Below are 17,046 nucleotides of genomic sequence, written 5' to 3' on the forward strand. Positions count from 1 at the left end.
CGCGAATGACGCATCCACTTGGTGGCATAGTCAGCATCGCGCTGGAGGTGACGTTGTAATCTCAGCCGGTGACAGACACAGTCAAGCCAGCCGTCGCCGCACCGCCGGTCCCTCGCAGCCGCATCGTCATCGCGTCAATGGTCGGCACGAGTATCGAGTTCTTCGACTTCTACATCTACGCGACCGCGGCAGTCTTGGTTTTCCCGACGCTGTTCTTCCCGAAGGGCAACGACACCGCGGCGTTGCTGTCGTCGTTCGCGACTTTTGGCCTGGCCTTCGTTGCCCGACCTATCGGCTCGATGGTGTTCGGCCACTTCGGCGATCGGATTGGTCGCAAGGCGACGCTCGTCGGCTCACTGCTCACGATGGGCGTCGCCACGTTCATCATCGGCCTGTTGCCAACCTTCGCCACAGTGGGCTATTTGGCTCCGGTCTTGCTCGCGCTGATGCGGTTCTGCCAGGGGCTCGGTCTGGGCGGCGAATGGTCCGGTGCGGCGCTGTTGGCCACCGAGACGGCGGCGAAAGGTAAACGCGGCTGGGCGGCCATGTGGCCGCAGCTGGGTGCGCCCATTGGATTCTTCTTCGCCAATGGTCTCTTCCTGCTGCTGATGAACCTGCTGGACTTCGACGCCAAGACCGCCGCGAGCAACCATGCCTTCCTTACGTGGGGTTGGCGAGTGCCGTTCCTGGCCAGCGCGGTCATCGTTGCCGTCGGTCTCTACGTGCGGCTCAAACTTACCGAGACACCGGTCTTCACCCAGGCGGTAGCCGAAGGCAAGAAGGTGCGAGCGCCGCTGGCCGAAGTGGTGAGAACGTCGTGGCGCCAGTTGATCATCGGTACCTTCGTGATGCTCGCGACCTACACGCTGTTCTACGTGGTGACCACCTGGACGACGTCATACGGAACCGGCAAGGTTGTCGATGCGTCCGGTATCAAGTTGGATATTTCCTACACGGATTTCCTTGGCATGCAGCTTATTTCGGTGTTGTTCTTCGCTGGTTTCGTACCGGTATCGGGGCGGCTGGCCGACCGTTTCGGACGACGGCCCGTACTCCTGATCATCACCGCCGGAATCATCGCCTTCGGTATCTCCTTCGGGTGGTTCATCAATCCATCCGACGTCAACGACACCGTGATGCTGGCCTTCCTCATCGTCGGAATGACGTTGATGGGCCTAACTTTTGGACCGATGAGCGCCGTGTTGCCCGAGCTGTTCCCGACGAATGTCCGCTACACGGGTTCGGGAATCGCATACAATTTCGCGTCCATCATCGGCGCGGCCGTGGCACCTTTCATCGCCACCTGGTTGGTACATAGCTACGGTGTCGCGTGGGTAGGTGTCTATCTCGCGATAGCCGGAGCGCTGACATTCGTGGCGATCTGCGCGGTCAAGGAGACCCGCGATGTGGAACTGAGCGAGGTCTGAGTCATGTTGCCCCCGGCACTGCGCGGATACCAGCGAAAGTGGTTGCGGGCGGACATTATTGCCGGCGTCACCCTGGCGGCGGTCGCTATCCCGGAATGTATGGGATATAGCTCGATCGCGCAGGTTCCGGTCAGCGCGGGGCTGTACACGATAATCGCGCCGGCGCTGATCTTCGCGCTTCTCGGCGCTTCCCGTCTACTCGTGGTCGGAGCGGATTCGGCAACCGCCGCATTGTTGTCGTCCGGTGTCGCGGGCCTCGGAATCGCAGGTCTGACAGCGGGAACGGATCGGTGGCTGGCCTGGTGCGCCTTGGTCGCGATTGTCACCGCCGCGCTGTTGATCGTCGCCTGGGTGCTTCGGCTTGGATTTCTGGGTGACTTCTTGTCGACGTCGGTGCTCACCGGATTCCTTACCGGCGTGGGCATTTCGGTTCTCATCGGACAGTTGTCAGCCATCGCGGGCCTGCCAGCCGAGCATGGCAATGCCGCGAAGAAGGTCATCGAACTCCTCCGACATCTCGATGACATCAACTACCTGGCGCTCGCTTTCGCGGCGGTCACGCTTCTAGCGATTCTTCTCGGTGACAAGTTCGCGCGCCGGGTACCCGTCGCGCTGCTGGTGGTCGTGGCGGCTATCGTCGTCGTGCAGCTCGCGGGCTGGTCGTCCAAGTTGCCGGTGGTCGGTGAGGTATCCGGCGGCTGGCCCAGTTTCGGCTGGCCGCAACATCTTTCGCTCGCCGATACCGTGACGGTATTACCCGTTGCGGCTGGATGCGCGTTGGTGATCATCGCGCAGAGTGCGGCTACCGCCCGAAGTTTTGCCCAGCGGCACGGTCAGAATCCCGACGTCAACCGTGATCTGCTAGGTCTGGCCGGCGCGAACGCGGCAGCAGGGTTCAGTGGAACATTCGTGGTGAATGGTTCGCCCACCAAGACTGAACTGCTCGACGAACAACATGGCCGCACACAGGTCGCCAACATAACAATGGCCGTGATGGCCCTGTTGGTGGTGGTGTTGCTCACCGATCAGTTGGCGTATCTGCCGCATGCCGTTCTGGGAGCGATCGTCGCGCTGATCGCGGTGCGGCTCATCGATATTCACGGGATGCGACGTATCTGGCAGGTGCGTCGCGTCGAGTTCGCGATAGCCGCGCTGACCACCGGTGCGGTTGTCTTTCTGTCCGTGCGCGACGGCATTATTATGGCGATGGTGCTGTCGTTGGTGGAGATCATTCGCCGGCAGTACCGACCGAACCGATTCGTTATCGGTATCCGCGAGCACGGCGAACCGACTTTCGCCGCCGCAAAGCCGGGGACCCAGTCAGCGCCGGGGTTGCTGGTGTTTCGGTACGACGCAGAACTCTTCTACGCCAACGCATCTCGGTTCTCCGACGATGTCACCGCGTTGACTGAGGCGGCGCCCGACCCGGTCCGCTGGTTGGTTCTCGACTGTTCGGCGATCGCCGACGTCGACTTCTCGGCGTCGAAGATGCTCAATGACCTGATCGACTACGTGCATTCCCACGACGCACATTTCGTATTAGCTGGAGTCGACCCGGACCTGCGCGAAGCGTTGCTGACCAACGGTGTGCTCGGTGACATCAACCCCGATCACGTCTACCCTGACATCACCGCGGCGGTCGCGGGCTTCCGCGCCTGGCAGAAAGCGCAGGACACACAGTGAAACTCATCCGGGTGGTCGAGGCATCGGCGGCGGTCAGCGCGACGTCGTCACGGGTGGCCAAACGCGCGGCAATCGCCGAGATCCTCAGTGCCGCAGATGAATCGGAGACGGCAATCCTGGTCCATTGGCTCTCTGGTGAGCTGCCCCAGGGGCGTATTGGCGTGGGATGGCGAAGTCTGCTTGCGCAGCGGGAAGTCGGGTCCGCGGATATCGCCTCGCTGACGGTGGCCGACGTCGACGCTCACTTCACTACTCTCGCCGGGCTTTCGGGTAGCGGATCGTCGTCCGCGCGAGTCAGTCTTCTCGGTGAGATCTTCGGTGCGGCAACCGAACCCGAGCAGCAGTTCCTCGTCCGTCTCATCTCCGGTGAACTACGGCAGGGGGCGCTGGCCGGGGTGATGGCCGATGCCATCGCCGCGGCGACGAACCTGGACGCGCCCACTGTCCGCCGCGCGGTGATGCTGACCGGATCGCTCGCTCAGACCGCCGTGCTCGCTCGCAGCGGAGGAGCAGAAGCACTGGGCGAGTTACGAATTGAAGTTGGTCGCCCACTCTCGCCGATGCTGGCGAGTCCCGCCGAGTCGATGGAGGCGGCGTATGGCGACCTCGGCCCCGACGTCGTGATCGACTACAAATACGACGGTGCGCGGATACAGGTGCACCGCGACGGCGACCAGGTGCGGATCTTCACCAGGACGTTGAACGAGGTGACCGAGCGGCTCGCCGACATCGTAGCCGTAGTTCGTGAATTCGATTGTAAGACAGTAATACTCGACGGTGAGACGTTGATGCTCGATGAGTCCGGACGGCCCAGGCCGTTCCAGGAGACGATGAGTAGATTCGGGTCGTCGGGCGTCGACGCCGAGCAGAAGGTGTTGCGGCCCTACTTCTTCGATTGTCTGCACCTCGATGGCGTCGACCTGATCGATAAACCGCTCGCGGAACGATTAGAGATGTTGGAACGAGTCGCGCCGCACCACCGAATCCCCAGTGTTCGCCCCGCCGATGCGCAAGACGCACAACGTATCAACGGTGCGGCCCTCGAAGCCGGACACGAAGGGGTAATGGTCAAGGCGCTGGACGGCATCTACGCGGCGGGACGTCGTGGCAAGACCTGGCAGAAGGTTAAGCCAACCCACACCATCGACTTGATCGTGCTCGCCGCGGAATGGGGGTCGGGCCGCCGGCGTGGATGGCTGTCCAATTTGCATCTCGGCGCGCGCGACCCGAATGGCGGTGCACCGATCATGGTCGGCAAGACCTTCAAGGGATTGACCGACGAGCTCTTACGTTGGCAGACAACGGAGTTTCTCCGGTACGAGACGTCGCGCGACGAGTACACCGTCTACTTGTCTCCAGTGCTCGTGGTGGAGATAGAACTCGACGGCGTGCAGGGCAGCTCGCGATATCCCGGTGGGGTGGCACTGAGATTCGCGCGGGTAGTGCGTTACCGCCCGGATAAGACCGCAGAGCAAGCCGACACGATCGACACGGTTCGGGAATTGCGAAAGTAGCGCCGCCATCCGCGGTACGAACCGGACATCGAGGCGCATACTTGATGGGTGAAAACCATCCTCAACATCATCTGGCTCGTGCTGTGCGGATTTTGGATGGCCCTCGGCTATCTCATCGCCGGCATCATCTGCTGCATCCTGATCATCACCATCCCCTTCGGCATCGCGTCGTTCCGGATGGCGAACTACGCGCTGTGGCCGTTCGGTCGCACCGTCGTGCGCAAGCCAACCGCCGGCGCGGCTTCCACGATCGGCAATGTGATCTGGATTCTGGTCGCCGGGATTTGGTTGGCCATCGGTCACATCACTACCGGAATTGCCATGTGCCTGACCATCATCGGAATTCCGTTGGGATTCGCGAGTTTCAAGATGGTGCCGGTCTCGCTGCTGCCGCTGGGTGCCGAAATCGTGTCGACCGATCAGCCCGCGGGTACCTACGCGCCACCCCCGCCGGGCCAGTACTACCCGCCCGCCTAGCTCTCAGCGGCGCATCTGGGTCTTGGGAGTGAAGGAATGCTCGCCGTCGCGGGTCTGCCAGTCCAGCCAGGTCCGCCACGCTTTGGTACGACGTTTCTGCCACGTCCGGTCGACGCCGGGGATTAGTCGGCGTGCGATCTCGACCGCGACCAGCAATGGCAATCGCGCGAGCAGATAGCCCGCGCCGAGCCAACCGCCGGGCAGACCGTCGAACCGCTTGCGATTCCACGGCAGGATGTACAGGCGGGAGAAACCCGCCTGCACGTGCAGGTGAAAATGTCCGCGCAGCTTGTCCTGAAGCGACCAATCAGGTTGCGGCGCAAAGGAAGGCACGAACGAGGCCGCCAGCTCCGAGCCGACCGCGCCGGAGTCGAGGGAACGACAGGCATCGAAGTGGAACAGCATTCGCACGCCGTCGGCAAAGGTTGTCGGGCAGAGTTTCGGATCGACTCCCAGCAGGTAGCCGAGGTAGCGATTGAACTCGAGCGAGGCACGTAGCTCGCGTGGGCTCGACAGATGCCCGATGCCGAATAATGCCAAACCTGGGGCGACACTTCCGCCCAGGAGGGTGAGCATCTGCGCGGATTGACTGATCGGTTTGCCCCAGCTCTCCTCGTTCCATTCGGGATGTTTGGCGACGCCGCGCCGTACCGATACGTGCATCACGCGGACTTTGATCGATAGCAGTTTGGCGGTCGACCCCACGGTGGTCGCGGCATAGGGCTGGGCGCATTCGATCCACCACCGACTGGTCTCGAGGTATCGGTTCAAGGCACTTGCCCCCGCGTAGCCACCGGACAACGACAATGGCACCGCGAGCCACGCCTCGGTGTATGTGTCGATGGTGCCGGCGTTTCCCATCGCGCCCATGTCATACGCCCAGCGCCGCCATGTTGCCGCTCCGCGCTCGATCTCCTCGATGTCGGCCCATTCGGGTATTGCCTCAAGTTCGGCGAACAGTGCGCGCATCGATGGTGGGGCGTCAGGGATCGAGTCGATGCCGTTCAATGCTGCCTGTTCGAGAAGTTCCTTCCCGCGTTCGAAACCGATCTCGCCGTAATAAACCTCGTCGACGAAACGTTCGGCAAGCGGGTCGGTATGCCAGAGGCGGTTGAAATAGTTCGCGGCGAGTTCGTCAGAGGGCGCCAGGTCGAATCCGGTGACGCGTAAGACCAAATCGCGTACACGCCCGTGCGGGGTGCCCGGATAGCCGGGCTGCCAGGTGAATGCAGCCGGGATTCGAGGCATATCGGTCGTGGTCATCGCAGTCTCCTGAGCTACCCGGTGAGACTAATTCACAAATGCGTCTCAATTCGCAGGTAACTCTAGCTCAGGTCGAGCGGATTTCGCGACTTGATGCCCGCGGCTCCGGCGAAGAACATCCACGGGATGGTCCGCACCAGGCGATTGAGATGGAGTACGGCGTCGTTGTAGTCGCGTCGGGCAATCGACAGTTGGTCGTCGGCTTTGCGCAGTTCATTAGGTTGGGTGGCGAGCGCGGTGCGGCGCGTCAGCGCGGCTTCGACGCTGGCCAAAGCTGCTCGCGCCGCGATGTCGGCGGTACGCAATGTGCGAAAAGCGACGACGCCGAGAAGGATGAGCACAGCGATGATCACTCCCATCGCGGTCAACGTGACTGCTGCTTCATCCATGTCCGCGCCTTCCGCCAGAGGCCGCATGTTCCCGGTCTGTGATCGAAGGTACTCGGATGTGTCTCCCGTCACAGCTCGATCGGATTTGCTTGACGCCCAACCGGCGCTGAGGCAAGTTTCAGCCTGGTAGTAACGACTGGCACTCGCCGAAGAAGGGCACATCCGACATGTCACGCGTAAGCGCACAGGCAACCGCATCCGTTAAGAAGCCACTCGCCCAGGTTTGGGCGGCACTCGCCGATCACGAGGGCATGTCCGGCTGGGGCCCGGGCACCAAAGTTTCGGTCACGGCGGCAACAGAGGGCGACCCGAACGGCGTCGGCGCAGTTCGGCGGATCAAGGTCGGTCCCGGCCCGGCAATCGTGGAAGAAATCACCGAGTTCAGTCCTAACCAAAAGCTTGGTTATCGAGCACTTGGCGGAGTTCCGTTCAAGGATTACCAGGGTCTGGTGGCACTTGCCGCCACCGCCGACGGCACCGAAATCGTGTGGACCCTGAGCGCCGCCGACCGTCTGCGAGGCGTAGAAGGTGTCGCTTTGAAGGTGGTCGTCACCGTGCTACTTACGCTCCTCACCCGCTCACTCAGCCGATAGCGAGCTACCTCAGAGATCCAATTCGATTGTCGCACCAGGCTTTTCGGCGCGCGAGACGCAGATCATCAGACTGTTCCCGCGTGCGGCATCGTCGAGGAAGCTGTCGCGATGATCGATCGGGGTTTCACTGAGGACCGTGGTTTGGCACGTCCCGCACATACCGTTGCGACAAAAGCTGGCTGGCGTGACGCCGGCTCGCTCGATCGCCTCGAGCACCGTCGCATCGGCCGGCACCTCGACCTCGATCCCGGTGCGTGCGAGCACGACCTGAAACCCGAAGTCGTCGGGTTTGACCGACGGATGGATGCGGCGTTGGGGAGTCGCCCGCCGCTGCGGACGACGCCGAGCGCCTAGCCGAGGAAGACTGGGCATCCGCTGGTCTTCTTCGTGGTGTCGTGACCGGTGTAATCGAGTTCAATACCCAGCGCTTTCGCTCTGGCACGGCTGACCGCGACCGCTGCTCCCTCGTATCGGTCGCCGCGCAATGTGCGTTTTTCCCGCCTGGATCGCGCACCGGGAAAAACATCGTCGATCCGATGCAGCGCGACGTCGGCTCGGATCGCGAATCCGCCCAACGCGCGCCACGGCTGTAGTCGGACATGCTCGAACGGTGTGCCGCCAAGCAACGCTCGAACGAGTGGCTCGCCACTGTAATTCGAGAGCACGCCCATGAGCGGAGCGACCGTTGCCCTGGCCAGGCGACCCCGAAATCCTGGCGCGGCCGCCAGCACGTCGGTGGCCGCCGACACCATTTGATGTGTCCATTCGGTTGGTCTGCCCGCGGTCGCGACGCCGTAGTTCATGATGTCGAGCGCGTCCGCCGCCGTCGTGGGGATGATGTCGGGGTGCGCACCGAAGACGTAGCAGATATAGGACCAATAGTGGGTGACGGCGTTCATGTCGTCGGGGGTATATCTGCGGCCGTAGGCGTCATCGATCAGCATCGGGATCAGTCCGAATGTGGTGCCCGCGATCATCACCATCGCGGTGCTGATCGGATTGCCGTGATACTCGTATTCCTCGGGAGTCCAAGAGTTGAGAATGGCCTGCCGTACTTGGGCGTGCATCAACCGAACCCGGATCGTGCTCTTGTATTCACTGCTGAACCGGTCGAGGCTGCCGGGTTTGGTGACCCAGTAGAACCACTGCAGGGTTTCAGCTTGCCGGCGGTCCGGATCTGTGACGAAGCGGCCGGTGATGCCGGTCGCGGTCGAGACTTCGGCGCCCACGAATGTGCCCATCGCGTCCTGCACGAGCATGCCCATGCGTCCGGCCAGCGAGCAGTTGTTCCATAGTTGCCGACCACGTTCCCACAATTCCGGGTCGTACCAGGACGGCGGATTGTCGAGGTGTTCGAAAAGATTGACCAATTCTTGCGGAGCGTCGGGTACCGATTCGATGCCTTCGTCGAGTGCCTTCTCCAGCATGGCGCGGCCCTCGGCCATGCCTATCTCGCGGAACTTGCGAACCACCGGGTCCATGAATTCGTCGCCCTGCCAGTAATGATCGTCCAGCCGCTCGATCACCGGGTTGTCATGCGTCTCGATATCGGCGACCCATCGCTTGAGTAGGCGATGCCGGGGTGAGGCCCAGATCTGCGCCTGCCGTCCGGATTGCGCGATACGCGGTGGTGCCGGGCGAAGCGGCATGCCGGGGCGGTACACGTAGTTCAGTTCGGAATCGACGGCGCGTGCGGTCGACTTTTCGGCGGTCGACATCGAGTCACCGGACCTTTCGGGAAGGGTTGCCATAGTGTTGGCTGTGGTGGATTGTTGGGTAGAGCACTCGGCCTTGAAACATTGATCGCAGGATGTTTCTATATACCGTGCCGTAGGGGCGTGAGAGCCGGAACAGACTGAGGTGATGGTGTTGGTGGAGATGTCGTTGCGGACGAGCGCCACGCCGGACGAACAGCGTGAGGCGATCCTGGAAGCCGCGCAATCGGAATTTGAGCGGTTTGGCCTGCGCAAATCGTCGGTCGACGACATGGCGCGTGAGGCAGGAGTCAGCCGAAGCACTCTTTACCGTCGTTTTCCCAACAAAGAGTCGCTCATCATCGGAGTTCTGAGCAAGATCGGCGGCGGTCTGCTTGAGCGGCTGGAGGCGGCAACCCGCTCGTGCGATCCCGAGCAGGCAGTCGTCGAGGCATTCTGCGCGGCCATGGACATCGTCGTCTCCTCGCCGTTCCTGCGCACCCTGGCGCTGGAGGGTTCGGTTTTTCTTCCGCATAACGCTGTGGTGAAGATGCGGCGCAAGCTTGTCGACGATATGGCCATCCGGATCGCCAAGGTCTTGAAGAAATGCGGTTCCACGCGGGAGTTCAAGGACCTGCTGGTGGTCTCGGAGACCATGGTCCGGCTGGTGCTTTCGCATATCGAGACCACGTCGTCGTTCGTCAATCTCGAGAACCCCGACGATGCTCGTCAATTCGGTGAGCGATATCTGGCGCCGCTGGTTGCCGAGCCCACGAAGTAGTTCGACCTCAGCACACGCGGTCAAGGTGGGGTTCCTCCGTATCGTCGGTACTCGCTTTGTCGGTACGCGCTTTGTCGACGTCCTCGTGCTGCGTCATATTGCGTGAGCGCGGCGGTAGCGCCCGGACCCGCCGGTTCGCCTCTCGAACCTCGCGTAGATCGCCGCCGATCGACAGGATTCGCACTCCGGTGCGGGCCGTGAATTTGAACAGTCCGTGTTTGAACCGTGCCGGCTGGGCGAAGTCGACAGCCTCCTGTACTGGCAGCGGCATCATGTCCATCAGGACCCAATAGGCGAATTCCGCGACAATGCCCGCGCCGCGTGGTGCGCGCATCTCGACGTATTTGCGGTTGTCATCGTTGAGCTTCACGTCCTTGACCGGGGAAAGGTGTTGGAGCATGTAGGTGCATTCGGCGCGAGTGCTCGGGAGGCCGGTACCGCCGAGTGCTTCGCCGACGCGTGCGTACTCGGCGTAGAACTGGTCTAATGCCTTGCCGGTCAAGGGTTTTGGGTGATAGCGCAGATGTGCCGCGGCGAGTCCGTCGACCACCGTGCAGTAGGTCCAGCGGAAGAATTCCGGATCATCGGCGTCGTAAGGCACGCCATCGGGTCGGACACCCTTTACGTGTCCGTGGATGGCGCGCACCGTCGCGGACAGAGCCTCGGCGGCTTCGGTTGGCCCGTAGACGACGCCGGTGAAGAACGAATGTGTCCGGGCCGCACGCGCAAAGGTTCCGGTGGTCGAGAATTTTCCGGGAAGGACATTCCCGTCCTTGTCCCGACCAACGAGTTTGGAGTGATCGAAGACGGCGTACTGGATGCCCTGGTGAATTATGTCGATGACCGCGGTATTGAAGACGCCCAACCACAACGACGGCGTATGGGTATGGACGTACCACGACCGGCTGTCGGGACCGAACCAGCCAGGATCGCCGAGTGGCTCGGCGAATGTCGCCTTCTTGAAATACGCCGGCCGATAGAGCTCGAAGAGTAGGTCAATTGGGTTGAAGATCGCCCAGGGCGCTTGACGTAGCCGCCGCCAGATCGGCGAGAGATCTGGCAGCCCATTGTCGAAGTATCGGTCCAGCGGTGTTCTCACAGTGACTACTCCTCGAAGGGCGCTCATCGTCGGGCCTGGTCCGCGCGGTGAGCGCAGGTAAGTTGAACCAATAGTATGATATTGTCTCAACATGTCAACCGTGGTGATAGTCGGCTCGGGTCCGGCTGGGGCGGCAGCGGCCATCACCGCCCGTGAACTTGGCGTCGGTGATGTTCTGCTCATCGACAAGGCGCGCTTTCCGCGCGACAAGTGCTGCGGCGACGGGTTGACCCCACGTGCGATAACCGCTCTGGGCGAGCTTGGCTTGCGCACCTGGATCGGGTTGCAACCGAGGCAGTCGCGAGTCGATATCAGTGTCGGATCGGGCGAACCGGCGAAGATTCAGTGGCCGACGGGCAACCACCCGGAATTCAGTGTCGGGATCAAGCGCGCCGACCTGGATCGGGCGCTGCACGAGCGGGCGCTGGCGGCGGGCGCGCAGGAGCTCACTGGGCGAGTGATCTCGGTCGACACCGACCGCGACGGTCGGGTAGTCGCTGTCAATGTTCGCGATGACTCCGGGGAAGAGAAGATCTCGTGCGATCGACTGGTCATCGCCGACGGCAGCGGTTCGCCGGTCGGCTCGATGCTCGGTCGTCGCTGGCATCGCGACGAAATGTACGCCGTCGCATCGCGCAGCTACCTCCATGTACCCGAAATCGATTCGGATGCTTTGCAAATCGCGATTCTTCCGCCCACCACCCCGGCAGATTCGATGGGGTATGGCTGGGTGTTTCCGATCGGCTATGGCTGGGTGAACGTCGGCTATGGGGAGATGATGTCGACCAATCATTGGACCGCGGGAAGCAGGAAACCGGTCCGCGAATTGCACGAGCGGTACCTCGACCACCTTCGCCTCAGTTACGACCTGGGCGCACCTGAGGACTTCGCTTCGGCTCCGCTGGCCATCGGTGGACTCGCCGGCCCGGTGGCCGGCCCCAACTGGGTTGCGGTTGGGGATGCCGCGGGCGGTATTCATCCGTTGACCGGAGAGGGCGTCGACTTCGCGTTGGAAACCGGTTGTTTGGCGGCGCGGGTGCTCGCCGACGGCGTACCGGCGGATCTCTCTGTGCGATGGCCGGCGATGCTTCGAGAGCGATACCAGAATCCTTACGCCGCAGAGCGTTTCATCGTGCGAACCATCGCCCGCCATCCCGCCGCGGCGCGTCGAATCGTGCCGCGTCTGATTAGCAGTGGGTGGCGCGGCCGGATGGTGCTGGCATCGTCGGCCGGACTCATCGGGCCAGGCGACACCGGCGTGATCGCGGGGATGTACCGGACGACCGGTTCCATCGCCGGTCGTCGTGGGGTGCGGGCCTTCGCTTGATGCGGTAGTCAGCGTCCACCATCCGGCTTGGCAAACATATCGCTGACGCCCGGCGGCACACCGACATTGGAGATCTTCCAGTCCTGATTGCGGTCGACGTCGATCTTGTAGACGGTAATGGTTGAACGGCCATCAGTGAACTGCGAACTCGTCTGGATCAAGTTGACGGTCGTGTAGACGGTGTAGACGCCCTTCGACTGGTTGACGACATGGGAATCGATCACCGAACCGTGCGACTGCCATTTGATTGGAACGAAGATCTGTTGCATGTCGGTAGCAACCTGCCGAAAGCGTTGGGTCAGAACGTCTGTGGTGTTTACCGACAGTTTCGCGGGCCAGTCGGCCGATTTGGTGAAGTCGAGATCGGAGGCTGATTTCGCGTAGTCCGCCGCGACTTTCTCGGCTCGCTGTTCGTCGGCCGTAACCTGTGCGGCTGCGGTGTTCTCGTTGCGTGCTGAGGACAGCTGACTCCGCGCATCGACGATGATCCAGACGATGGCGGCGACGATCGCGATCGCCACGACGACCCAGAACAGCTTTCGGATCAGGGTCTTGGGGATGCGCAGTGTGTCGCCGCTGTCTGGTGCGGGCGGTGAATCAGTCGTGGGCGAGGTGTCGGGCCGGTCGTCGGTCAATGTGTCAGATACTTTGTCGGACATGATATTTCCTGTTCTCTAAAGTTGGATCAATTGGGCGAGGCGGGATCGACAGCCTTCATGGTGAGGTTCAGTCCGCCGTCGGAATCGACGGTGCCCAGCCCCTGCGCGATCAGCATGGAGAGATCGACCGAGCGAAAGGTCGCCGTCGCCAGCGACGTAAGCGGCACCAGCAGGGGCGCGATCGGCCCCACCTGAGCGCCGATGGCGTCGAGCTTCTTCCGCAGGCTCACCAGGAACGGTTGCAGTCCGTTCCCGGACGAGTAGGCATCGGGCATTCCTGGAGCGCGTGCGAGGTCGTCGGCGGCGCGGATCACTTCCGTTGCGGCTGAACCGAATTGATTCCATTGTGGAGCCGTTGTAGTGAGCTGCCGTCCGAGCTTCGGGGTCTTAGCCGAGAGCCAGTCGAGGTCCGCGAGGAGCTGACGAGTGGTTGCGCGACGCGCGAGTATCGCCGCCGCGAGTAGATCGGCTGAGCGGCCGAGGATGTCGATGGCGGCCACGTTCTCAGTAGCGCGCAGGTAGCCGCCCATCAGCCCGCTGAGCGCCTTCGGATCCATATTTGCCACGAGTTTGGTACTCGCGCTGGCTATTTCGGTTAGACTCGCGGGACCGTCGGAGTTGTACGTGAGTTGCGAGCCGTCGTGCAGAAACGGGCCGCTGATCTGATCCGGCGCGAAATTGACATAGGGTTCACCGAGCAGAGACATACTCTCGACGCGGAGTCCGGTCCGAGTGGGAATCTTCGCGCCGCTTTCGACGTCCATCGTCACTCGCACGGCCTCGTTTTCCCGCACCACAGACGTCACCTTGCCGATCCGAACACCGCGCAGCAGCACGGGCGAGTCAGAGAGAAGGCCACCGGAATCGGGCATGGTGAGGCCGAACGTCATTCGGCTCTTCCACGGTGTGTACTGCACCACCGAAACTGCGAGGTATGCGGCAGCCAGCACGCCGATGGCAGGCAATATGAGTGCGGGCAGTATGCGTTTCATCAGCCGGCCATTCCCAATCGCATCATCGTCGAGACCAAGTTCGAGACTCGGTCTCGTGTCGTTGTACCGGCCGCGGTATCGCTGACGGTGAGTTCGGCGAGATTGACCGACATACCCGTCGACGCCCACGGAACCACTTTCTGAAGAATGAGGTCGATCAGCCGTGTCGCGTTGGTCGGAGTCCGCAGACTGATCAGCTGGGGGCTGTCGAGGATTGCGGGCACGAACGCCTTAAGCGCGTGATCCGCCGAGGCAAGAAAGCCAGAGAGGAAGTTGGCTTCTCGGCCGATCGGGCCGATGGCGCCGAGGATTCCTACCGCGTTTACCAGGGAGCCGACCACCGCGACCGTGGTCTTCACCCCGGCCGGATCGAGAAGCGCGGAAAGGGCGGGCCCGGATGCTCTGAGCGCTGCGGTGCCGCTTTCGAGGGTGGTGAGAAGCGCGCCCAAGTCTTGCGGGTACGAGCCGAGGTCGGTTAGCTGGCGTCGTAGTTCCTTCATCGATGCAGCCGTTTCGGCAGGTGTGCCACCGATATTGTTGGCCGCGGCAACGGTGTTGAGCATCTTTGAGATGACTCCGTTCCCGGTCACCGCCGCGACATTGACGAGTAGATCTTCTACCTGCGTCGGGGGCTGGGTGTCGCGCAGGGGAATGACGGCTCCTGGCTCCAAGGGAGGCGCCCCGGGAGCTATTCCTCCGGTGTCGAGTGCGAGGAAAATATCGCCGAGCAGAGTCGGCTGACGGAGCTGGACTTTGGTGCCGACAGGTATGCGGTACTCGTTCCGGATTGCCAGGTGCGCCGTCACGTAGGAATCGGTCACCGAGCCGACCGACACCGAATCGACGACTCCGACTTTCACGCCGTCGAGCAGGATGGTGGCCTTGTCGGGCAGGTTAAGCGCGTTGGAGAACTGCACGTCCACCCGGTAGGTCGGACCGGCGGTCAGGTCGTCGATGGCGGGAAGTTCGGAGAAACTGGCGGTACCTCGAACCAGCACCGCGATTGCGGCGATCAATACCGCCAGTACCACGGCCAGACGTGCGAAGGTCGATTTCTTCATCGAGGTGATTGCGCTCATTTGGCTACCGCCGCGAGTAAAAGGGTGATGAGGTTGGCCGGCATCGGCGCCGTCGGTGAGCAGCCGTTGGCGATATTCTGCTTGAGTAGCGGACAGAGCTTTTGCGCCGCACCCGGAGGAATCGGTAGGACCGGATATTTGTATTCGAGGCGTAGGTAGCCGGTCTTATCGTCAATACTCTTATCGAATACGTCGGTGAATGCCGGAACTATATTGAGAAGGCCGGCGAATGTATCGGTTCCGGTGCGCAGAATTTCTGTCGCGGGGATTAGTACGCCAAGTCCGTCGATGGCGGTCCTGCCGAATTTCATCGAGAGGTTGTTGAACATTCCCAGAACATCGACCAGGTTATCGATAATCCTGGTCGCGCTCGGGAATAGCGTGCCATTCACCAGATCGAGCATCTGGTAGAGCTCGCGAACGGGTCCATCGATTTCGGTCCACCCGGCCCGCACACTGCGAGTCATCGACGCCAACGCGTCGTAGATCCGGGTGAACCGGCTGATGTCGGCATTAGGCTGGTCGAACGCCCGGGCAAGATCGGAGAGCAGAGCATTCGCGTCGTCCGCGGTGCCTGCCAAAGCGGCCGAGGCGGTCGACACAATGTCGGAGGGAACGGTGCCTCGAGATTGCAGATCCTTGGCGATTTTGGCGACGGCGCTGATGGATTCGCTGATGCTGCGTGGCGTGAGTGTCTTCTCGATACAGCGGGACGGAGGGCGAGTCGCTCCGCCACGGTCGGCACCGACCAGCGCGAGCTGCCGTTTCGCGCTGAGGTCGGTGGCGATTGTGGTCGCACCGATATCCGCTGGTACGCGGACCGAGCCGCGCACCGTGAAATGCACGGTTACTCCGCCGGGCGATTGTTCGATGTCAGTGACTTTGCCGACCGGCACACCCATCCGCGTCACCTGATTGCCCTTGTACATACCGACAACGTCGGGCATGAGGGCGCAGTACTCGGTCGGGCGGTCGGCGAATGCGGATAACCGCTCCCGAAGCGGAGGCGAGTAGTACCAGATGATTCCGGCGGTCACAGCGGTTGCCAGTGCGACCGCCAGGACGGTGAGCACCGCCCGCCGAGCGGCTGATCGATTGTGGGTCTTCGGCATCAGCAGGACTTTCCGGGCAACGGTATGCAAATGTCGGAGGCCAGCACCATATTCGATTGATCGATCCGGAAGCCGTCCTTGGCGTACATATTCTTAATCCGCGTAATCAGAGAACTCAACCGCGCGACCATCGGTGTCACTTTGGTCAGCATTTCGTTAACCGCGGGTGTTGATTTCGCGAGCGAAGCCGCGATCGGTTCGAGTTGATCGGTATATATCGGGGCAAGTGCGCCGATCCGCGAGATCAATTCATCGGCTACACCCACGCCGTTCACGATCTCATCGGCATTCGCGCGGACGATACCCTCCAATTGGGCCAGGACGCGTAAGAAGCGCAGCATTGTCTGCTTATTGCCGTTCACGAAGGCGATGTACTCGTCGGCGACATTGAGGGCATCATCGAGTGCCGAATTCTGTTGGGCCAGTACATGAGTGATATTCGCGCTTGCCGTGATGGTGTCACGCAACGCTTTCGGTTGTTCTTTGAGAGCGTCGTTCAGGGTCGCCAGACTTTGGCCCACGGGAGCGAGTTCGAGTTTGGGGATCTTTGCCGAGGCATCGCCGAAGAGTTGGATCAGCGAGTACGGGAGTGCCACGCGGTTCGCCGGGATCGGCGAACTGAGTGCCCCGGAGCCGGCTGGCTGCACAGCCAGGTAATAACCGCCGACCGCGGTCAACATGCGTGCCGCGGCACTGGTCTCCGACCCTAGCCGCACGTCGCTCTTCACGGTGAACGCGACATCGACATCGTTGGTGTTGAGCGTTATGGCGGTGACCTTCCCGACGCCGACCCCGGCGATGCGCACCTCGTCGCCGGCGCGCAGCCACGATGCGTCGGAGACCAGCGCATGGTAGGTGCGCTTGTCGAAGGGGATCACGTAGACCAGCGCGCATATGAGCAATACGGCAACGATGGAGACAGCACCGATCACGCCCCACAGGGTTTGCCGACTAGGG

The 17,046-nt window shown here is 62.0% G+C and carries 17 protein-coding genes; 7 read left to right on the forward strand and 10 right to left on the reverse strand.

The features are described from left to right. Positions 1–137: 137 nt before the first annotated feature. The 4 genes from GOEFS_RS16735 to GOEFS_RS16750 are packed head-to-tail and all read left to right on the forward strand — an operon-like array spanning position 138 to position 5,101. A complete protein-coding gene (locus GOEFS_RS16735; protein WP_085949535.1) occupies positions 138–1,427 on the forward strand; it encodes an MFS transporter in 1,290 nt (429 codons plus the stop codon). Between the two features lie 3 nt (positions 1,428–1,430). After that, the gene (locus tag GOEFS_RS16740) at positions 1,431–3,110 is read left to right on the forward strand and encodes a SulP family inorganic anion transporter (RefSeq protein ID WP_007319126.1); all 1,680 of its coding nucleotides are present in this window, start codon (positions 1,431–1,433) and stop codon (positions 3,108–3,110) included. Further along, a complete protein-coding gene (locus GOEFS_RS16745) occupies positions 3,107–4,624 on the forward strand; it encodes an ATP-dependent DNA ligase (protein WP_007319127.1) in 1,518 nt (505 codons plus the stop codon). Before GOEFS_RS16740 ends, GOEFS_RS16745 begins: the two co-directional genes overlap by 4 nt. Before the next feature lie 48 nt (positions 4,625–4,672). Further along, positions 4,673–5,101, forward strand: coding sequence for a YccF domain-containing protein (locus GOEFS_RS16750; RefSeq protein WP_007319128.1), 429 nt, complete (start codon positions 4,673–4,675; stop codon positions 5,099–5,101). Positions 5,102–5,104: 3 nt separating this feature from the next. Here GOEFS_RS16750 and GOEFS_RS16755 read toward each other — a convergent pair whose 3' ends face one another. Further along, on the reverse strand, positions 5,105–6,364 hold the full coding sequence (locus tag GOEFS_RS16755; RefSeq protein WP_007319129.1) for an oxygenase MpaB family protein: 1,260 nt from the start codon (positions 6,362–6,364) through the stop codon (positions 5,105–5,107). 62 nt (positions 6,365–6,426) lie between these two features. Beyond that, positions 6,427–6,753: a LemA family protein gene (locus GOEFS_RS23275; RefSeq protein ID WP_007319130.1), complete on the reverse strand. Its 327-nt coding sequence runs from the start codon at positions 6,751–6,753 to the stop codon at positions 6,427–6,429. Positions 6,754–6,920: 167 nt separating this feature from the next. On the opposite strand from GOEFS_RS23275, the gene GOEFS_RS16765 reads away from it, so the two are divergent. Next, positions 6,921–7,346 carry an SRPBCC family protein gene (locus tag GOEFS_RS16765; protein WP_007319131.1) on the forward strand — a complete coding sequence of 142 codons (426 nt, stop codon included), beginning with the start codon at positions 6,921–6,923 and terminating at the stop codon, positions 7,344–7,346. A 9-nt stretch (positions 7,347–7,355) separates the two neighbouring features. Here GOEFS_RS16765 and GOEFS_RS22595 read toward each other — a convergent pair whose 3' ends face one another. Beyond that, positions 7,356–7,718, reverse strand: a complete 363-nt coding sequence (locus GOEFS_RS22595) for a 2Fe-2S iron-sulfur cluster-binding protein (protein ID WP_007319132.1) — start codon at positions 7,716–7,718, stop codon at positions 7,356–7,358. Then, positions 7,697–9,064 carry an oxygenase MpaB family protein gene (locus GOEFS_RS16775; RefSeq protein WP_007319133.1) on the reverse strand — a complete coding sequence of 456 codons (1,368 nt, stop codon included), beginning with the start codon at positions 9,062–9,064 and terminating at the stop codon, positions 7,697–7,699. Before GOEFS_RS16775 ends, GOEFS_RS22595 begins: the two co-directional genes overlap by 22 nt. A 145-nt stretch (positions 9,065–9,209) precedes the next feature. Here GOEFS_RS16775 and GOEFS_RS16780 point away from each other — a divergent pair, with 145 nt between their 5' ends. Further along, complete coding sequence (locus GOEFS_RS16780; RefSeq protein ID WP_007319134.1) at positions 9,210–9,821, forward strand: TetR/AcrR family transcriptional regulator; 612 nt, start codon at positions 9,210–9,212, stop codon at positions 9,819–9,821. Between the two features lie 7 nt (positions 9,822–9,828). Here GOEFS_RS16780 and GOEFS_RS16785 read toward each other — a convergent pair whose 3' ends face one another. Then, on the reverse strand, positions 9,829–10,920 hold the full coding sequence (locus tag GOEFS_RS16785; protein WP_007319135.1) for an oxygenase MpaB family protein: 1,092 nt from the start codon (positions 10,918–10,920) through the stop codon (positions 9,829–9,831). 91 nt (positions 10,921–11,011) lie between these two features. Here GOEFS_RS16785 and GOEFS_RS16790 point away from each other — a divergent pair, with 91 nt between their 5' ends. Then, a complete protein-coding gene (locus tag GOEFS_RS16790; protein WP_007319136.1) occupies positions 11,012–12,247 on the forward strand; it encodes a geranylgeranyl reductase family protein in 1,236 nt (411 codons plus the stop codon). 8 nt (positions 12,248–12,255) lie between these two features. On the opposite strand, the gene GOEFS_RS16795 is transcribed toward GOEFS_RS16790, so the two are convergent. The 5 genes from GOEFS_RS16795 to GOEFS_RS16815 are packed head-to-tail and all read right to left on the reverse strand — an operon-like array spanning position 12,256 to position 17,021. Beyond that, positions 12,256–12,906, reverse strand: a complete 651-nt coding sequence (locus tag GOEFS_RS16795) for a hypothetical protein (RefSeq protein ID WP_007319137.1) — start codon at positions 12,904–12,906, stop codon at positions 12,256–12,258. A gap of 26 nt (positions 12,907–12,932) precedes the next feature. Continuing rightward, positions 12,933–13,898, reverse strand: a complete 966-nt coding sequence (locus tag GOEFS_RS16800) for an MlaD family protein (protein ID WP_007319138.1) — start codon at positions 13,896–13,898, stop codon at positions 12,933–12,935. Further along, complete coding sequence (locus tag GOEFS_RS16805) at positions 13,898–14,977, reverse strand: MlaD family protein (protein WP_007319139.1); 1,080 nt, start codon at positions 14,975–14,977, stop codon at positions 13,898–13,900. Before GOEFS_RS16805 ends, GOEFS_RS16800 begins: the two co-directional genes overlap by 1 nt. Continuing rightward, entirely contained in the window at positions 14,974–16,089 is a 1,116-nt protein-coding gene (locus GOEFS_RS22600) for an MlaD family protein (protein WP_007319140.1), read from the reverse strand. The genes GOEFS_RS16805 and GOEFS_RS22600 overlap by 4 nt, the downstream gene beginning before the upstream one ends. After that, positions 16,089–17,021, reverse strand: coding sequence for an MlaD family protein (locus GOEFS_RS16815; protein ID WP_170323188.1), 933 nt, complete (start codon positions 17,019–17,021; stop codon positions 16,089–16,091). The genes GOEFS_RS22600 and GOEFS_RS16815 overlap by 1 nt, the downstream gene beginning before the upstream one ends. Positions 17,022–17,046: the final 25 nt, after the last annotated feature.

The sequence above is a fragment of the Gordonia effusa NBRC 100432 genome (genome assembly GCF_000241305.1).
GTDB lineage: Bacteria > Actinomycetota > Actinomycetes > Mycobacteriales > Mycobacteriaceae > Gordonia > Gordonia effusa.

Excerpts from the sequence above, each read along its gene's own strand:
- GOEFS_RS16735 (WP_085949535.1), top strand. The coding sequence starts at position 138 with ATGGTCGGCACGAGTATCGAGTTCTTCGACTTCTACATCTACGCGACC.
- GOEFS_RS16740 (WP_007319126.1), top strand. The coding sequence starts at position 1,431 with ATGTTGCCCCCGGCACTGCGCGGATACCAGCGAAAGTGGTTGCGGGCG.
- GOEFS_RS16755 (WP_007319129.1), bottom strand. The coding sequence starts at position 6,364 with ATGACCACGACCGATATGCCTCGAATCCCGGCTGCATTCACCTGGCAG.
- GOEFS_RS23275 (WP_007319130.1), bottom strand. The coding sequence starts at position 6,753 with ATGGATGAAGCAGCAGTCACGTTGACCGCGATGGGAGTGATCATCGCT.
- GOEFS_RS16765 (WP_007319131.1), top strand. The coding sequence starts at position 6,921 with ATGTCACGCGTAAGCGCACAGGCAACCGCATCCGTTAAGAAGCCACTC.
- GOEFS_RS22595 (WP_007319132.1), bottom strand. The coding sequence starts at position 7,718 with ATGCCCAGTCTTCCTCGGCTAGGCGCTCGGCGTCGTCCGCAGCGGCGG.
- GOEFS_RS16775 (WP_007319133.1), bottom strand. The coding sequence starts at position 9,064 with ATGTCGACCGCCGAAAAGTCGACCGCACGCGCCGTCGATTCCGAACTG.
- GOEFS_RS16780 (WP_007319134.1), top strand. The coding sequence starts at position 9,210 with ATGGTGTTGGTGGAGATGTCGTTGCGGACGAGCGCCACGCCGGACGAA.
- GOEFS_RS16790 (WP_007319136.1), top strand. The coding sequence starts at position 11,012 with ATGTCAACCGTGGTGATAGTCGGCTCGGGTCCGGCTGGGGCGGCAGCG.
- GOEFS_RS16795 (WP_007319137.1), bottom strand. The coding sequence starts at position 12,906 with ATGTCCGACAAAGTATCTGACACATTGACCGACGACCGGCCCGACACC.
- GOEFS_RS16800 (WP_007319138.1), bottom strand. The coding sequence starts at position 13,898 with ATGAAACGCATACTGCCCGCACTCATATTGCCTGCCATCGGCGTGCTG.
- GOEFS_RS16805 (WP_007319139.1), bottom strand. The coding sequence starts at position 14,977 with ATGAGCGCAATCACCTCGATGAAGAAATCGACCTTCGCACGTCTGGCC.
- GOEFS_RS22600 (WP_007319140.1), bottom strand. The coding sequence starts at position 16,089 with ATGCCGAAGACCCACAATCGATCAGCCGCTCGGCGGGCGGTGCTCACC.